This window comes from Cohaesibacter marisflavi (genome assembly GCF_963665895.2).
In the GTDB taxonomy this organism is placed as follows: Bacteria; Pseudomonadota; Alphaproteobacteria; order Rhizobiales; family Cohaesibacteraceae; genus Cohaesibacter; species Cohaesibacter marisflavi.
The window spans coordinates 4,673,444-4,689,048 of record NZ_OY762534.1; the positions used below are offsets into that span (position 1 = coordinate 4,673,444).

Sequence of the window (15,605 nt, forward strand, 5' to 3'; positions counted from 1 at the left end):
GGGACATCTTCGGTTTTGGGGGAAGAATCTCAGAAAATCTTATAAGTTACTGATATGACGTCATATTTTTTGACAAAAACACTGATGGGCAAACTTTCGTAGGCAGAGCTATGGGAGATAGACATTCCCAATGGCCAACAAAAAGGCTCCGCTTGAGACCGTTTCTATGGCGGCAGGCGGCTTCTGATGGCCGAAATCGCAAAAATAACGCCTGGGGCTCAAAAAATCGGGGGCAATAGATATAGGAACTTTGGGAGCGAAACAGAAATAAATTCTTGTATTATCGTCAAAGTCGCCGAATTGGTTGCCCAGATTATTGGCAAAAAACCGCAAAACAAGGATATGGGGTCTTTTACAGAATTGGCCATAAAAACATCTCCATCGAAGATGTTCTGATAGATGGCTCTATTTGAGAATTCTTATAAGTCACTGATATAATGTTGTTATCTTGATTTGTAGCGCCTTGGTGGCGGTCATATCAGTTTCAGGATGTCATCAAGCCAAAGGCCTGTGTCGGGGCTGTAAAGGCATTCGCTGTTATTCATAGGGCTCAGACTGGCATCGATCTGCTTTGAATAGATGATCGCGTACCGTAGATGTGTAGAGATCTGCAGCCTTACTTCCAACGGCGCAAGGCGCTCATCATGCTGTATGGCTTGTTGTATCAATTCGATTGATCGGCAATATTGCCCGTTGCATAGTCCGGCTTCACAGATGGCCTCCTCCAAAATAGAGATCTCCTCGGCGAAAGATAGACGATCGCTTGGGGCAACCGCCTCCATCAAGGAAAGCGCAGCACGTAGGTTCTTTGTTGCCGCATCGTTGCTTGTTTTTATCTTAGACAAATTTTCTTTGGAGATAATCCGCATGGGATAGAAAGCAACGGCGTCATCAAGAACGTCAATAAAGGGTGTCATGGTTGTCCTTTCTAAGATTCTATTCGACGATGGGGGATATTTGCGAGGCATTGATCGACTTACCGTATTGCTGTGCTGATGGCAGCCGCCAGCGCCACTAAATCGAGCGGATGGTTGGCGACTGCTATCTTTGTTCAGGCTGGTGCTATCTTCTGGTCAGGCTCTGAAAAAGCTCACTTGGATTTCGTGCCGGACTTCAAGCTGCCGCGAAAGGCCTTGATTTTATTCTCAGCTGCAATCAGATCGGCGACACGGAGAGAACCGTTCATCGAGAGATCCAAATAGTGCCTGGCGTTTCTCAAGGTATCCTCGTATTGCTGATCGATCTGAAGGGAAGAGAGTTGTTTAAGAACAATCCGGGCAGATTGGTAGAATTGTTCATTGAGCAGGTCTTTATTGTCCGCCAAAGTTTCGAGCAATTCTAATGCCGTGTCATCAATGTTTAGAGCCTCTGACGGTAAGGCATAAATGGCATTTAAAGCTGTTCTGGCTGCATCAATTGCATTGGCCAGCCTTTCATGAAGGCTTTCCATTTCACCGGGTTCTCTCTTGAAGAAATGAACGAGGTGATATGTCTTGTCACTGGACATGCTGATGGGTGCGTGGAGCATTGTTTATTCCTAAATCTATAGTGATCGGGGATTGGGAGCTTTCAACAATGTCCGGTCCTCAATCTGTAAGGACCGGATAGGTGTTGCAGGGCGGTTTCGTTTATCGGCCAAGGCTGCGGTCAAAAGACAAAGGCGCAAGAACGGCCGGGCCTGAACCAACAGAAACATCGGTGTGGTTTGCTGATTGACGCTTATGTTTGCGATCCGAATGGCATTTGGCCTTCATATCTGTAAAGGCCTGAAGGCGAGCTCTTACGCTATTGAGGTGATGGCGTTCTTCGCCGATAAGCTTTCCGATGATTGGTGTGCCGTTTGAATTTGAAATGAAGCCTTCGTGCATCACCGAGACGATAACAAGCCCGCGACAGTTGAAAATCATGGGACGCTTCAGGCCCGCGGATTTTAGTGCCTCTGATCGAGCCACAAGGATTTCGTGTGAGCGATGAGGCAATTGGCCAACGATCTTGCCCGGTGCAAGCGTCATGTATCGCATACCAACGAAGTCATTCACGTCGACGACAAGCCATGGATGGTCATAGAGAGCCTGTTGTCCGATGTCATGGCGACGAGATGGAAGATCGAAGGCAACAATATCACCCCAGTGAATGGTTGTTTGCCAGTTATTGGTCTGCGTATGGATGGACTTGATTGCAGTTGTCATGGATTTCTCCGTTTTGGGTGAAAATCTGACGACTGCTTCATTGATTTTTTAATTGGCAAAATCGGATGAAGTGCGCCGTCAAAGGACCTGGCGCTCTTCAATCGATTGGCATTTTTCTGCTCAACATTTGTTGGAAAACAAACGGCATGCCTGAACGATCTGCCGACGAAGTTGCTTTCGCTTTTGTGGTCGAGTTGGCAAGTTTCAGGATGCGAAGTGTCAGAGAAAAATGATCGTTCAGACCGCTAAGAGCGAGCCTATTTCAGTCCAAAGAGACGATCGGAGCTGGGCTTGTTTTAGTAAAGAAGCACAGAATCGATGATCATTTATATTTGGTCAGGACGACTGGTCGCAAACAAGAGAGGGGTGATCCAAGAGGTGGGCGCGATAGCCCCCTTTCGGCCACCGTGGAGCGGCTTGGAGTTGGGTTAAGGGAAGAGGGTAGGGCGCCTTTTCCCTTATAGGTGTTGGGTGTCGGGAAGGGCTTTGCCATAACCTGACCGAGCAGAGACGTGCGAAATTGCCATAGCCATTTTCGCACGTCTCTAGTGAGTACAATGTCTTGAGATTCAATTTATATGGATGTTTGAAAATATGACCGCTTTCGACACCCATGAGATGGGTTTTGAAAAAAATGTCTGCAGCTTTTTAGAACGCCCCCATCTCCATGTTAAACATAGGAGAATGTTATGGCTAAGCATGGCGGAACACAAAATGGCTATTCGGAATTGCTAAGAGCTGATGGTCTCTATCCGATAGTTTTGCGCTTCAAATCGATATATCCGAAAGATGTCAAAAGCATGATTGCGCATGCTAAGCGAACAATCGGCGATCATTCGCATTGTGATCCTTCCCGACAACCTCTGAACCGAATTCTCGTAGGCAGCGACGAGATTGCTGATGAAGTGATGGAGCTCGAAAAGGTATTAAAGGGTCTCAATCACATATCCCTTATTGAAGGGACAAAAAAGTCTCGCGGTCATGACGCGTTTTTAAAAGCGGTCGAGAAAGGAGCCAAAAACCCCTGGCATGAAAATCAGAAATCCGGGGGACCACTAAGAGAAGTACTCATGAGTTTGCATCGAGATTACTTTCGGGCTGGTGACGATTGTCCCCCAGATCGGATGCTCAAGTTTCTGGATGATGACGGCTGTGTTGCGCAATTTGATACGAACATTTGTGACAAGTTTGTTGAAGAGGCCATTGGGTTTTTGCAAGAGAATTTCCAAGATATGCTTCAATACTGCCGGGTCGATATGGATGAGCAAGCGATCCATCTTCAGGGTCTCATCTTTGATATTGAGGAGTTGCCTCCTTCTGCTCGGTATGCAAAGGGTCGCAGTCTTTTTCGTTGCTCACACCATAAATTGTTGTCTGGGACTAAAGATAAACAAACCGGCAAGACTGGTTATGAATTGGCTCAGGATGCTGTCGGCGATTGGTTCCAACAACCATGCAGATTGGACATGGATATTGTGCGAGGAGAAAAAAGAGCGGAAGCAAAGCGGGAAGCCTATGAGCTTGGAAAGCAGGCTATCGAATATGTCGAGGCAATGGATTTATCAGACCTTGTTTTCTATCAAGATCGGCAGCCTCGTAAAAGTCCAATCCCCTCAGGTTCAAAAGCTGCGCAAATGATTTACGCCATTAAGGAAAGGGCAAGTCTGAGTGCTGAGCAAGGTAAAATGCGGTTGGATGAACGTCAAAAGCTCGCGATTCAATTGTTGGAAGCCGGGGGGATTGTTCGGCATGAGGAACAAGAAAAGGCTCGGACACGCAAGCTTAGAAAAGCTCTTTTGCAGCAGCATGAAGGGGCTTTCGGAACAGTAGACGAGATTGTTTCAAATCCGGAGAAAATAATTGCTCATTTAGAACGCGAGGCTGAAAAGGTTGAGAGGCAGAAATCGGAATTCGAGGTGAAGAAATACTTGCAGCGAGAATTCGCGTGCCAAGGAGTTGAGGATACACCTGATGGTTTGCAAGTCGGTCGGCTCTATCAGGGGCTTGTCGACAAGAGCGTCAAAAGAGACGTTGCTGCGAAACTCGATAAAATGAAGCAGAAGTACCCTGAAACGGTCGAAGAGACGCGCGCAGAATTAGTTGCATGGCAAAAGTTGCTTGAAAAAGCTGCAAGCAAGAAAGCTAAAGATGAGGTTGCAGAAGCCCGAAAACAGATAGATGCTTCTTTGGGATTCATTGAAGGCTTTGCCGCAGGTTATCTTGACCCCGACCCTGATAAGCCTCTGGGGTGCAAGGTCAAGGAAGATGTGGACACTGAGTTAGCAGAGCCTTATCTCAAAAGGATCAAAAGCAATCCCGTTGCTGCTAAGAAAGCCGTAGACAGCATAACCGCTGCATTGAATGTGGTGCGTGTCAAAGAGGAGCATATTGAAGCACAATTTGCTTCAGTGAAATTGGTCGAAGAAGGTTTTCTTGAATTCGATTTAGACCGCAACCAGGATCATTTTGTGGCTGTGCAAGACAAAAACCCTGAAGTGTCCAATCATCTTTGGGGCCAAGTACAAAAAGATCCTGAGGCTTCATCGGCCACCTTGAATAGCTTGTTCTCTTCGATGAAAACGGCCACGCAAGCAGCAATAAAGAAGGCTGCGGCAAAAGTCGACAAACTGGAAGCAATGCTCAGCAAGGCGTTTGAAAGCATAGCCCAAACTGTGAAACAGGCAGAAAAATTTGTGAAACCTCATAGACTGCCTGAGTTCAAGAAGATGTTTACAGGTCTCTCCGTTGAAGTGTCTAATATACTCCAGAGATCAGGAAAGACGAATAATAAGGATAGTGATCAACGCTAATATGCTGTTATTGTGGAGGCGTAGGTATGTCGCATGTGTTGCAATGCACTTCCGAGTAAATAGGGCGGTAAGTGGATGTTTGCTGCGGTCTGCACGAATGACTGCAAGGGAACCGTTTCTGGACGATCAGCTTTCTATAGCAGAAACGGAAGAACTGCCTTCTGGTGCGCCAGACTAAATAGGCGGCTGCCGATAGTAGTTCCAACGGGGAATGGCGTCTCATTGCAACCTTCCACCGCTGAACGGACCATTTTTCCAACCGTTTCGTTACTTCCTTTTGAGATTCACACGTATGTCATCACCTGAGAACCAACCGCCTCCCTCGCTCCATGAAGAGATAATACCTCGATTATCGAGCCATTCTACCAAGCCACGATTCTCATCTGAGTTCGACAATCTTGGTATATGGTATCCAATCGTGATCTCAGAAAAAGGTTTCGGAAGCGATGCGAGGACTTGGCGAACTTCCTCTACAGTCATCGTTGAATGTAACTTGCAAAAGAGAGAGAGCTGCGTCTCAACAGGTTCAGTGTTCAGGATCAGAGATCGTGCTGACAGTGAGTCTAGTTGAGGCAATTGTATATCGGTGCGATCAAGAATCGGACCGATCAGTGCTGCTCGATCCGGAAACTCGGTGAGCGCGTTCATATCCATAAGGTCAACGATCGCGCGCTTAACGCTATCACTTATTGCCATCCGAAGGAGCGACGCCCGGAAGTCGTCGTCAAGCGCAAACTCGTCAGGACTCTCGAGATAAGATTCGATGTTTTCTGCTACGAAAAGCACGGGCAAGTCCGTCTCGACGTCAAGCAAGTCGAGGTTTTCCTTTGAAAAAGTGATCTTATGCTCTTTGATAAGTATGGCGAGCTTCGAAGAAGCAAGCTCCTTGGGAAATTTCTTGAACGGGTTGGGCAATGCTCGGACATATTCCCGATAGCTTTCGTCGCTAAGTGCATTCGCGTCAACAATGGTTTGGCGTAGCGGCAGTGTCTCCGTATCGCTCGGCATAGGGTGCTTCAGGATCACCGCGCGCACATCTCCTCGATTAAGATAAGCCAACAAGATCTCTGCCGCATATCCACTGCTTCCCAAGAATGTGATACAATTCTCCCATGTCGGCTCGATACGTCGCAGCTCAAACACCATGGCGTGGAACCTTTCTGGAACTCCATCTAGCGTTGGCAGAAGAGCCGTTTGACGTCCGAGAAACATGCGCAGATTATCTTCATCAATTTCCTTACGGGATAGGACATCAATTATGGCCGCGACATTCTCTTCGGAATTGTCGCCAAGCTTGAGAAGCACATCGCTAAGATAGAGCCCGAAATCGCGTTCAACCCTCGTCATCAGTGTCGGATCCGAGAATGAGCGTATTGTTGTGTAGTTGCACTGGCGAAATGCCGTGAGATTGGTTTCCCCCATAACCTCTCGATAGACATGTTCAAAATTGGCTATCGAGAGTTCAAATAACCCTTTCTTTACCATGAAGCGTACGGTGCCGTGATACATACCTATTGCTGGAAGATCGTGGACTTCGACGCCAATACACTCTAGGCGTTCGGGAGCCAAGTCAGATGCGAGTGCCAGAATTTCAGGTAGGTTCGTCGCGACGAACTCAGGGAAATCGTCGTAATCCGCGGCCACTTTTGAGAGCACATCTTCAGGAAGGTTCGTCAACAATTGCGCGACATGGTACAGACTACGCTTACTTGCGATAGCCGTTGGAACGAACCGCCTCCACTTTTTGATCAGGCAGGAAAGCAACTTGGCAACTTCTTGTCCCGTGTCGTAGTAAGTCCCGAAGAAAGCTTCGCAGCCATCAAAATTGGACGCTATATATTCCATGAGCCTCCGAGTTTGGTCGCTATACCGGCTTGTCTCGCTAAGAAGGCTATCAACCAGTTTGACGTTGAGGACATAACTTTGACCGAAGTCCTCAGCGCGCATCGCTGCGATGACCTCTTTGGGGTTGTCGATTGGAAAGGCTGGATCGGGTGTAGCAAACGCTCGAATCTGAATGAGGTACTTATTGTCGTTGGGCGACAGTCGTCCAGAATGGAAGAGCGATGTATACTGGTAGTAAGTGTCATCAAGATGACCTTCTAAAACAAGGAATCGCGCCAGTTCTCCCCTCTCTCCGAAGCCGTTGAAAAGATCGGTTGTCTGCTGGGCGCCTAAACGCACAAGTTCATTGAACTTGCTTGCCCGAAGAGGTGCGATTTTCTCTCTAAGCTCACGAATCCGTCGCAGGCTTTCGTTCTTGAAGGCCTCAGTTTTGTTTTCGACTTCCTCCTTGCGCTCCAAGTAGGTTTTTTGACTATTTACCTCTTTTTGAAAGGTGGAGATATTAGTCCGCTGTCTGTAATTATTGGCGTCTCGGTGGACAATTTGCGGAGCTGCAATTATCCGTTCAAACTCGTCGTGCCCAGAAAGTTCGGGAAGTCCGATCCAAGAGTGCCCGTCTAGGCTGATGCTAGTAACGTTCGCAGGAAGCGTCTCGACGAGCGCCATTGCGTAGATTTGACGCAATTCTTTCACGTCTGAAGGTGTCTGCCGTTCGGCATTTTCAATCTTTTGTTCGAGCTCCGCTATCTCGGCTCTACCCGCAGCCTCGCCCCGTGAAACAAATTCATCGCGGCGGCTCAAAAGTCCTGCGAGATTGCCTTTTCCCCGGTGCAGTTTTTCGAAATCGTCGGGGTAAGCGTTCTTATAGATCAGTATAGCAAGCAGTTTGTTGGCGTCGAGATTATTTTCGTTGTCTATTTCCAGATTGGCGGCGTAGATGGCATATTCATTGAAAATGTTTTGAATCAGTCTCAAGTCATTTAGATACCTGGATACCTCTCGGAGGAACTGACGATCAAGACGCCCGTCGAGCGCCAGCCTCTTTCCTTGCTTCAAAACCATATCGATCGAGTTTGAGGTGTTAATGATCGGAATGACTGGTATTATAAATTCGAAGAATTTGGTTCGATCAGTGTTCACAAAAACGTCATCGCGTAAGGCATAAAGAAACCTGATGGTTCGCTTGACGCCTGCGTTCTCGTTCACCAAGCTGTTGATTTCACGCAATGTCACGAAGATTTCGGGGTCTTTGAAGCGGTCTAGGTCCTCAATGATGACGAGATCATATTCTGTCGATTGGAAGAAGTAGATAATTTCATCTAGGTGCCGGTTGAGGATGGAATCCTGATTATCCGATGCCGGCCTTATCTCAATGTCTTTCAATGAGAAACTCTTCAGCGATAGTCCAAAGCTGGCCACGTAAAAGTAATGCAGCATTGCCCAGAGAAATAACGCTGCGAAGGCGAAGCCTGCTAGATTAAGCCAATTGCTCATTGCGAATGGACGGAAGAAACTGCCGTCTAGAATGACTTCGCGCTTTGCAAAGACGTAACAAAGCGAACCCAGCCCGATAGTGATGTACAGCGATTTAAGTATCGACAGAACGCCGGGCGGAGCTATAGGTGAATCTGGTGTTTGGAGGATTTGAAAGTTGGCGGTGCATCTGATTGGATCGTCGTTGCTACGCGAATCCACCAATCTTCGAGGACGCACCACCATGGATGAGAATACCATCGTCGAATTGCGCGGTCGAGATACCGTTGCTGACCCATTGACAGAATTGCTGCGCAAGGGTGCGCGGCAACTTCTGCAAACGGCTGTCGAGGCGGAATTGGAAGCTTTCCTACAGGAGTTCAAGGAACAGAAGACACCTGATGGATTGGCCGGAGTTGTCCGCAATGGCCATCACCCCGAACGTGCTGTTCAGACCGGAATTGGTCCTGTCACGGTGAAAATCCCCAAAGTCCGCTCCAAGGTCGGCAAACCGGTCACCTTCCGGTCAGCCCTTGTTCCGCCATATGTCCGCAAGTCCAAGTCTATCGAGGCAGCCTTGCCCTGGCTGTATCTCAAGGGCATATCGACCGGTGAGATGGAGGACGCTCTGAAGGCACTTCTCGGGCCGGACGCGACCGGGTTCTCTGCCAAGACAATATCTCGGCTGAAGAAACAATGGGCGGCAGAGTATGAGGATTGGCGCAAAGCTGACATCAGCCGTGATGAATGGGTCTACATCTGGGCGGACGGCATTTACAGCGGCCTGCGTGGCACTGATGACCGGCTCTGTGCCCTGGTGGTGATCGGGGTGAACTCGCGAGGTGAAAAGCATTTTCTGGCTATCGACGATGGCGTCCGCGAATCCACCCAGAGCTGGCGAGAGGTTCTGCTGGGCCTTCAAAAGCATGGCCTCAAGGCACCGAAATTGGCCATCGGCGACGGAGCCATGGGATTCTGGGCGGCGCTGGAAGAGATATTTCCATCCACCCGTCAGCAACGCTGTTGGGTCCATAAAACGGCAAACGTGCTCAATTATCTGCCCAAGCGATCCCAGCCCAAGGCCAAGAAAATGCTGCATGATATTTGGCAGGCAGAGACCCGTGAGGATGCCAATCTCTCTTTTGACCTGTTCATCGAAAGCTATGAGGCCAAATACCCCAGGGCAGTTGAATGCTTGATCAAGGATCGCTCAGAACTCCTGACATTCTTCGACTTTCCCGCTCAGCATTGGCAGAGTATCCGCACATCAAATCCGATTGAGAGCGCTTTTGCCACCATCCGCCATCGCACCAAGCGAACAAAGGGAAGCCTGAGCAGAGAAGGTATGCTGCATATGATGTTCAAACTCGGCCAATGCGCCGAGAAAAACTGGCGAAAGCTTCGTGGCTTCGCTCATCTCGCTGACGTCATTGAAGGCGTCGACTTCGTCAACGGCATCAAGCCGTCAAACCAACAAAAGGCCGCTGCTTGAAAAGCTTCAAACACCAGAATTGACAATAGCTCCGCCGGGCGACTGAATTCGCTTAAAGCGCGACAATGGGAGTTTGTTGGCGTCGGCGCCGTAGAGCATCTGCTCCAGTATGCTTCTTTCAATTTTTTGACGTCTTCCTTCTCCACTAACTGCATCCGCTTCGTGAGCAAACGCCGCGAGAGATATGTGAAGCGTAGGTCTCTGATATTTTTTGAGGAAGGATTGGACAATGCTGCTTTTTCCCGACCCATAGGGACCTGTCAGCGCGATATTGTATACCTTCGGGTCAGTCGTAGCGAAGTCTAGAGCTTCGAAATATACACCGTCCTTATCAGCTTGGTCTGTTGGCGCGAGATTTACGAACTTGGATGGCCTAGCCGCCGAGCTGCCCATACGTTTCAAAACGTTCGCCAAACCAATGAGCCGTACCGCCAACCAGTTTGTGAGTGCTTCAATGCGTTTGCTCATAAGTACCTAACAATCAAAATTCCAGGCGGTAAATATTTATCTGGTCTGGAAATTACAGAATTTTAGCCGACAAGAGGTCCGCATTTGGGAATCAAGCGCTAGAACTCCAATGTCCACAATTATAACGCGTAGTGAGAAGCGACAATAGTTTTGTGAAGGGCACCGAGTGAACGATCACGATATCAGCCGAAGCGACCGGAATGCCCGCAGAAGCAGGCATTAACCCAACATCTCACGAATGTCGTCTTTGGTGAAGGATTTTCGATGCGGGTCGCGGCGCGATTTTTCGGCTGGATGGAATTTCGACCCGCGTTGGAAATCCTCCCAAGGAAGAAGCCTGCGGGGACTGCGCTCAGTCTATGGGGAAAGTGTTTCGAAGGTTGGTGCGATGGTGCAGCACGGCAGATGATCAGGAGGCAGGCTCATCGTTACCCAGGCGTCTGAAGCTGGCCAAAACATCGAGCTTGATGTTGTTTTCTGTCGTGACAAGCCGCTTGAGACCAGATTTCCGAATTTGGCCGCAGGCGATCCTGTCCGGCATAACTGAAGCAGCCGGTTCTGTTTGGACCAGATGTGCAAGATATCTTTCATGCAGCCTGTTCCCTTGGAGGTGCCCGGGATAGAGGTTTCTGACCTCGCCGGAAGATCTCGATAATCCGCATGGGGCCACCGCAACAGGGACAGGGTTCTCGCAGGGTTGGCGGGCTGACCTCTGCAGCCGGTTCCTGTTTGTTATCTTCCTGCAGTTGCTCTACTCCAAGGATTGTGCGGATCCTCGCAATGTTGGCTTTGCGATTGGCGCTGGCCAAGAACCCGTAATGCCGGATCCGATGGAAGCCGGCAGGCAGGACATGGAGCAGAAAGCGACGGATGAACTCGGGCGTTGCCAACTGCATGATCTTTTGTCGATCTCCCGATTTGATACGGTAATCCTTCCAGCGGAAAGTCACAGTGCTGGCATTCGCACTGATCAGCCGGTTATTCGAGATTGCCACCCGATGGGTGTATCGACTGAGATAGGCCAACACAGCTTCAGGACCGCCAAAGGGAGGCTTGGCATAGACCACCCATTCGGTCCTGCGGAATGGTTGGAGCCAAGCGGCAAACGCCTTCGGTTCCGACAGTCCTGCCAAATCTCCGAAGAAGGCGAGCTTGTCAGACTGATGCAGATCCAACAGTCCTTCCAGAAACAGCCGTCGGAACAGCCGGGATAGCACCCGCACATGAAGGAAGAAGCCGGGCTTGGATCCCACCCACCTTGTGCCATCTGGTGACAGGCCTCCGCCGGGCACGATCATATGGATGTGGGGATGATGCATGAGGGCCGATCCCCATGTGTGCAGCACAGAGGTCATACCCAGCCTGGCACCCATGCGTTTGGGATCGGCAGCGATGGTCATCACCGTTTGTGCAGATGCCCTGAACAACAGCCCATAGAGTGCTCGCTTGTTCCAGTAGGTAATCTGGGCAATCTCCGCAGGGAGGGTGAAGACGAGGTGGAAATACTCGACCGGCAACAAGTCCTCGGCGCGTGCCTCCATCCAGTCACGGGCAGCTGGACCCTGACACTTCGGACAGTGGCGGTTCTTGCAGGAATTATAGGCAATGTGATGGTGGCCACACTTGGCACAGCCTGCCACATGCCCGCCAAGCGCCTCCGTTCGGCAGGTCTCTATTGCTGACATCACCTTGAGTTGGTCAAGGCTTATATGTCCTTGGTTGGCTTGGCGCCAGGCTGGGCCGTATCGTCGAAAGATATCGGCTATCTCCAGCTTTGCACGCGGCACCACAAGGGCCGCTTATTCCAGGCTTCGCTTCACGGTTTGATCCTGCAAGCTGGCCAGCATCTCAAAGGGGCTGACGGTGTCCCGGATTGTCTTGGTGGCAACATGGGTATATTGCGCCGTCGTAGACAGCTTGGCATGGCCGAGCAAGACCTGTATCACCCGCACATCCGTGTTGGCTTCGAGCAGATGAGTGGCAAAGCTGTGCCGCAATGTATGCAGGGTCGCGGTCTTCCGGATCCCGGCCATATTCTTTGCCGACCCAAAGGCACGGCTCAATTGTCGTGGTGAAATCGGGTTGATCGTCGGCTTGCCCGGGAACAGCCAACCTCCCGGGCGAGCCTCGCGCCAATAGGTTCGCAATAGATGCAGCAAGCCCGGAGACAGCATGACCTTGCGGTCCTTGCTTCCTTTGCCCTGTTCGACATGGATCAGCATCCTGTCACTGTCGATGTCACAAACCTTGAGATTGCAAACCTCGGATGCCCGCAGCCCGGCCCCATAGGCGATGCTGAGTGCGGCTCGATACTTCAGCCCCGGTCCTGGTGCGGCCATCAGCAGATCTGAAACCTCTTCAATGCTCAGAACCACTGGCAGCTTGCGCGGCTCTCTGCGGAACTGCATATACCGCTTCATCTCCTCGCGACCACAGGTCATGGTGAAAAAGAAGCGGAGCGCCACGATACGGGCATTGAAGGTTGTCGGTGTTATGCCGGCATCTGTCATGTGAAGTTGGTAGGCACGTAATTCTTCCGCTGTGGCGTCGTCCGGGGAATGACCAAGAAAAGCTGCAAAATCCTTGATCGCTCTGATATGGGCCTTTTGCGCTTTGTCGCCCATTCCGCGTATGCGCATATCTTCGATCATTCGTTGGCGTAAGGGTGTGGTTCTCTCCTCCGTCATGGAAACCTCCTGTCTGATAATTGAGAACGCCTCAATCGTCAGACAGACGGCGGTGATCGCAAAACAGACTTATCTCAGAGGGTTAACGGAGCCTCCCCAGAGCACCATTGCCGCGCGAGCGGCTTCGTCCATGGGCCGCGATTTCCAGTACGATTGAATACTGAAAGCTAGATGTTTTTGCGTTGCACCAGTCCGCTCCGAGCCCAAACGCGACATTGAAAAGGGTGGCACGTTCGCATGCTCGAAAGGGGCGCCCGGAAACCGCGGTCCATTCCCGATATTCGCTAGTCAACGCTTGTTTCAACGAGGCTTTCCCATTGCTGTCATTCGAGCGAGCTGCAGCATTTTGGAAGGGTGGGGCACTCCGAAGGTAAAACAAACAGAACTTTTTATCTGGTGGCCCTAGCTTGTTTGAGGAGGAAGTTAGGTGGCCACAGCACCTTCTAAAGAAACACTTTGTTTATGTTTTGTTCTGACAAAAACATCAAGCCGACATGATGCATGCCGGCTTGATAGCTTATTAGTCAGCGGCTTGCAGATTGACTGCAGAGCTTTTTCCATCGCGACCGGCTTCCAACTCGTAGGAGACCTTCTGGCCTTCTGTAAGGGAGAAGATATCAGAGCGTTCGACCGCTGAGATGTGAACGAAAGCATCTTTGCCGCCGTCATCAGGAGCAATGAAACCGAAACCTTTGGTGGAATTGAAAAACTTAACTGTACCAGTAGTCATATTACTGAGTTCCTTTTAAATATAACGCCCGCGAAATGCGGCGAATTGGCAGCCTCAACGTCGAATGCTGGGCCGAAAGGAACAGAATTACGAAATTAAATAGCATTCTTTACTTAGACTGTCTGTTCGGAAATAGCTAGCGTTATTTTTAAATTTCGAAAAATATCATTTTCCCTGATAGTATTTTCGCAAATTTTACATCATTGTAATAACAGTTGAAAGCAGGCCAACTCAAGGTTTCAATTCGGCGCCTTTTATCGAGTCTTCTGGCGTCTTCGTACTGGGCTTTTTGTCACATTTCGGGTTTGGTCTTCGCTTTCTTTGGCGAGCCGTAACGCTCTAAGCCGAGAGATATTTTCGCGGGTTTTAAAGGCCCGCTCTTCCTGTTCGCTTATAGCCTCCTTTTGAGACTTTTGAACAGCGGCGAGCCGTGCTTCTGCCTTGGATCTGGCAATACTGATCATTCACTACTCCTTATGTGAGAAGATTGCGCCCATGCGCAGTCAACGATATTTTTAATCAACGAGTTGGAGATTGATGGCCTGCCGTTTGCCGCAAGTGTTTTTATGCAGGTCATAGGAAAGCTGCAAGCCGTCGATAAGGCTGGTCAGTCCTGCCCGCTCGATATCTGAGATATGAACGAAAGCCTCTTTGCTGCCGTTGTTCGGTGCAATAGCGCCAAAGCCTGTCGTTGCATTGTAGTATTTTACTGTACCAATTGTCATGATTGATGCCTCTTCGAACATGTCCAGCCTCAGACCCGCTCTGAGAAACATACAAAACCAAGTAGACCTCGGGAAGCAGGCTTTCAAAATCTGGAAATTTTGACTGGAAGGCAGAAAGAATTTTCGCGTTGTCTTCGCGTATATACTATATATAGAGACAAATATTTATTTTGCAAGTTTATAAAATATCGACCAATCCTAATCATAAAATTTAGAATCAACTTTATAAATACAATAAATCTTCAACTTCATGCAAAAATAATATTTTTATGCGAATGGGAAATTGCAGATTTATATAGTCTTAGTATGGAGAAACTACTTTCTCACACTTTATCTATCCAGACCGAGAAACCCGTGAGCTCGTGTTGTCCGAAACTGTGAGCCATGGGCACATCAGCCGCATCACGACCGCGCGCAATAAGAACGCGACCGAAGCGGAGGTCGTTGTTGCGCGGATCGAATACCCACCAGCGTCCTCCGAGGAAAACCTCCATCCAGGCAGCAAAGTCCATAGGCGCATCCACCACTCCCTGACCCACATCGCTAATGTAGCCCGTGCAGTAACGTGCGGGAATATTGAGGCAGCGGCAAAAGGCTATTGCCAGATGGGTAAAGTCGCGACACACACCAACTCTCTCTTGATGCGTTTCCAGGGCTGTCCGGGTTGGCCTCGAATGCTCGTAGCCAAAGAGAATTTGATTATGAACATAATCGCAAACGGCCTGAACACGCTGCCATCCCAAAGGAGTGTGGCCAAATCTCTGCCATGCGAAATCGGAAAGCAGGTCAGATTCGCAATATCGGCTGGGCAGAAGATAGGTCAGCACCTCGCTCGGTAATTGCTCAACCGGCATCTGAAGAGCGTTTTCATTGATGGGATCCGGAGAGCCCGAATCTCTGATGACGCCGTCAGAGGAAACCGTAACCGAACCTGCTGGTGCCAATATCCGGTTGCCCCAGTTTCCAAAAGGGTCCCTGAATGCGTCGATCGGAGTGGCAGGATCAACAACAAGAAGGTCTGGGCGTTCGAGATCGCTGGCTCTTGAATAGTGCACATTGAGCAACAGGATCATAGGCGTGGGGGCAGGAAGGGAAAAAGAAAATCGGCACCCAAAGTGCATTCGCATATCTGTGTTCCTTCAGCTTGAAATCGATGGGGGCTGAAAGAAATCGCAACCAGATCAGC

At 49.6% G+C, this 15,605-nt stretch carries 12 protein-coding genes and 1 pseudogene; 3 read left to right on the plus strand and 10 right to left on the minus strand.

Features of this window, described 5'->3' with window-relative positions; genetic code table 11:
• The first annotated feature begins 186 nt into the window (after window positions 1–186).
• On the plus strand, window positions 187–396 hold the full coding sequence (locus ACKPCT_RS21755) for a hypothetical protein (RefSeq protein ID WP_319567956.1): 210 nt from the start codon (window positions 187–189) through the stop codon (window positions 394–396).
• A gap of 77 nt (window positions 397–473) precedes the next feature.
• Here the strand turns inward: ACKPCT_RS21755 and ACKPCT_RS21760 are convergent, their stop codons facing one another.
• From ACKPCT_RS21760 to ACKPCT_RS21770, 3 genes are all read right to left on the minus strand, one after another.
• Entirely contained in the window at window positions 474–917 is a 444-nt protein-coding gene (locus ACKPCT_RS21760; RefSeq protein ID WP_319567957.1) for a hypothetical protein, read from the minus strand.
• Window positions 918–1,090: 173 nt separating this feature from the next.
• Window positions 1,091–1,528 (minus strand): hypothetical protein, encoded by a 438-nt coding sequence (locus tag ACKPCT_RS21765; protein ID WP_319567958.1) that lies wholly within the window; start codon window positions 1,526–1,528, stop codon window positions 1,091–1,093.
• Between the two features lie 100 nt (window positions 1,529–1,628).
• Window positions 1,629–2,189 (minus strand): hypothetical protein, encoded by a 561-nt coding sequence (locus ACKPCT_RS21770; RefSeq protein WP_319567959.1) that lies wholly within the window; start codon window positions 2,187–2,189, stop codon window positions 1,629–1,631.
• Window positions 2,190–2,878: 689 nt separating this feature from the next.
• Between ACKPCT_RS21770 and ACKPCT_RS21775 the strand changes: the two genes are divergently transcribed.
• Window positions 2,879–4,999: a hypothetical protein gene (locus tag ACKPCT_RS21775; RefSeq protein WP_319567960.1), complete on the plus strand. Its 2,121-nt coding sequence runs from the start codon at window positions 2,879–2,881 to the stop codon at window positions 4,997–4,999.
• Between the two features lie 267 nt (window positions 5,000–5,266).
• On the opposite strand, the gene ACKPCT_RS21780 is transcribed toward ACKPCT_RS21775, so the two are convergent.
• Window positions 5,267–8,563 carry a YobI family P-loop NTPase gene (locus ACKPCT_RS21780; protein WP_319567961.1) on the minus strand — a complete coding sequence of 1,099 codons (3,297 nt, stop codon included), beginning with the start codon at window positions 8,561–8,563 and terminating at the stop codon, window positions 5,267–5,269.
• Between ACKPCT_RS21780 and ACKPCT_RS21785 the strand changes: the two genes are divergently transcribed.
• Window positions 8,562–9,809 carry an IS256 family transposase gene (locus tag ACKPCT_RS21785; protein WP_319567962.1) on the plus strand — a complete coding sequence of 416 codons (1,248 nt, stop codon included), beginning with the start codon at window positions 8,562–8,564 and terminating at the stop codon, window positions 9,807–9,809. The two genes, ACKPCT_RS21780 and ACKPCT_RS21785, sit on opposite strands and share 2 nt — an antisense overlap.
• Window positions 9,810–9,842: 33 nt before the next feature.
• On the opposite strand, the pseudogene ACKPCT_RS21790 reads toward ACKPCT_RS21785, so the two are convergent.
• The 6 genes and pseudogenes from ACKPCT_RS21790 to ACKPCT_RS21815 all read right to left on the minus strand — a co-directional run.
• Window positions 9,843–10,277: pseudogene (locus ACKPCT_RS21790) on the minus strand (YobI family P-loop NTPase); the annotation flags it as partial.
• Window positions 10,278–10,864: 587 nt separating this feature from the next.
• On the minus strand, window positions 10,865–12,064 hold the full coding sequence (locus tag ACKPCT_RS21795; protein WP_319567050.1) for an IS91 family transposase: 1,200 nt from the start codon (window positions 12,062–12,064) through the stop codon (window positions 10,865–10,867).
• A 12-nt stretch (window positions 12,065–12,076) separates the two neighbouring features.
• Entirely contained in the window at window positions 12,077–12,964 is an 888-nt protein-coding gene (locus tag ACKPCT_RS21800; protein WP_319567949.1) for a tyrosine-type recombinase/integrase, read from the minus strand.
• Between the two features lie 520 nt (window positions 12,965–13,484).
• Window positions 13,485–13,694: a cold-shock protein gene (locus ACKPCT_RS21805; RefSeq protein WP_319567964.1), complete on the minus strand. Its 210-nt coding sequence runs from the start codon at window positions 13,692–13,694 to the stop codon at window positions 13,485–13,487.
• A 515-nt stretch (window positions 13,695–14,209) separates the two neighbouring features.
• The gene (locus ACKPCT_RS21810; protein WP_319567965.1) at window positions 14,210–14,419 is read right to left on the minus strand and encodes a cold-shock protein; all 210 of its coding nucleotides are present in this window, start codon (window positions 14,417–14,419) and stop codon (window positions 14,210–14,212) included.
• Window positions 14,420–14,742: 323 nt separating this feature from the next.
• Window positions 14,743–15,546 (minus strand): transglutaminase-like domain-containing protein, encoded by an 804-nt coding sequence (locus ACKPCT_RS21815; RefSeq protein ID WP_319567966.1) that lies wholly within the window; start codon window positions 15,544–15,546, stop codon window positions 14,743–14,745.
• Window positions 15,547–15,605 lie beyond the last annotated feature (59 nt).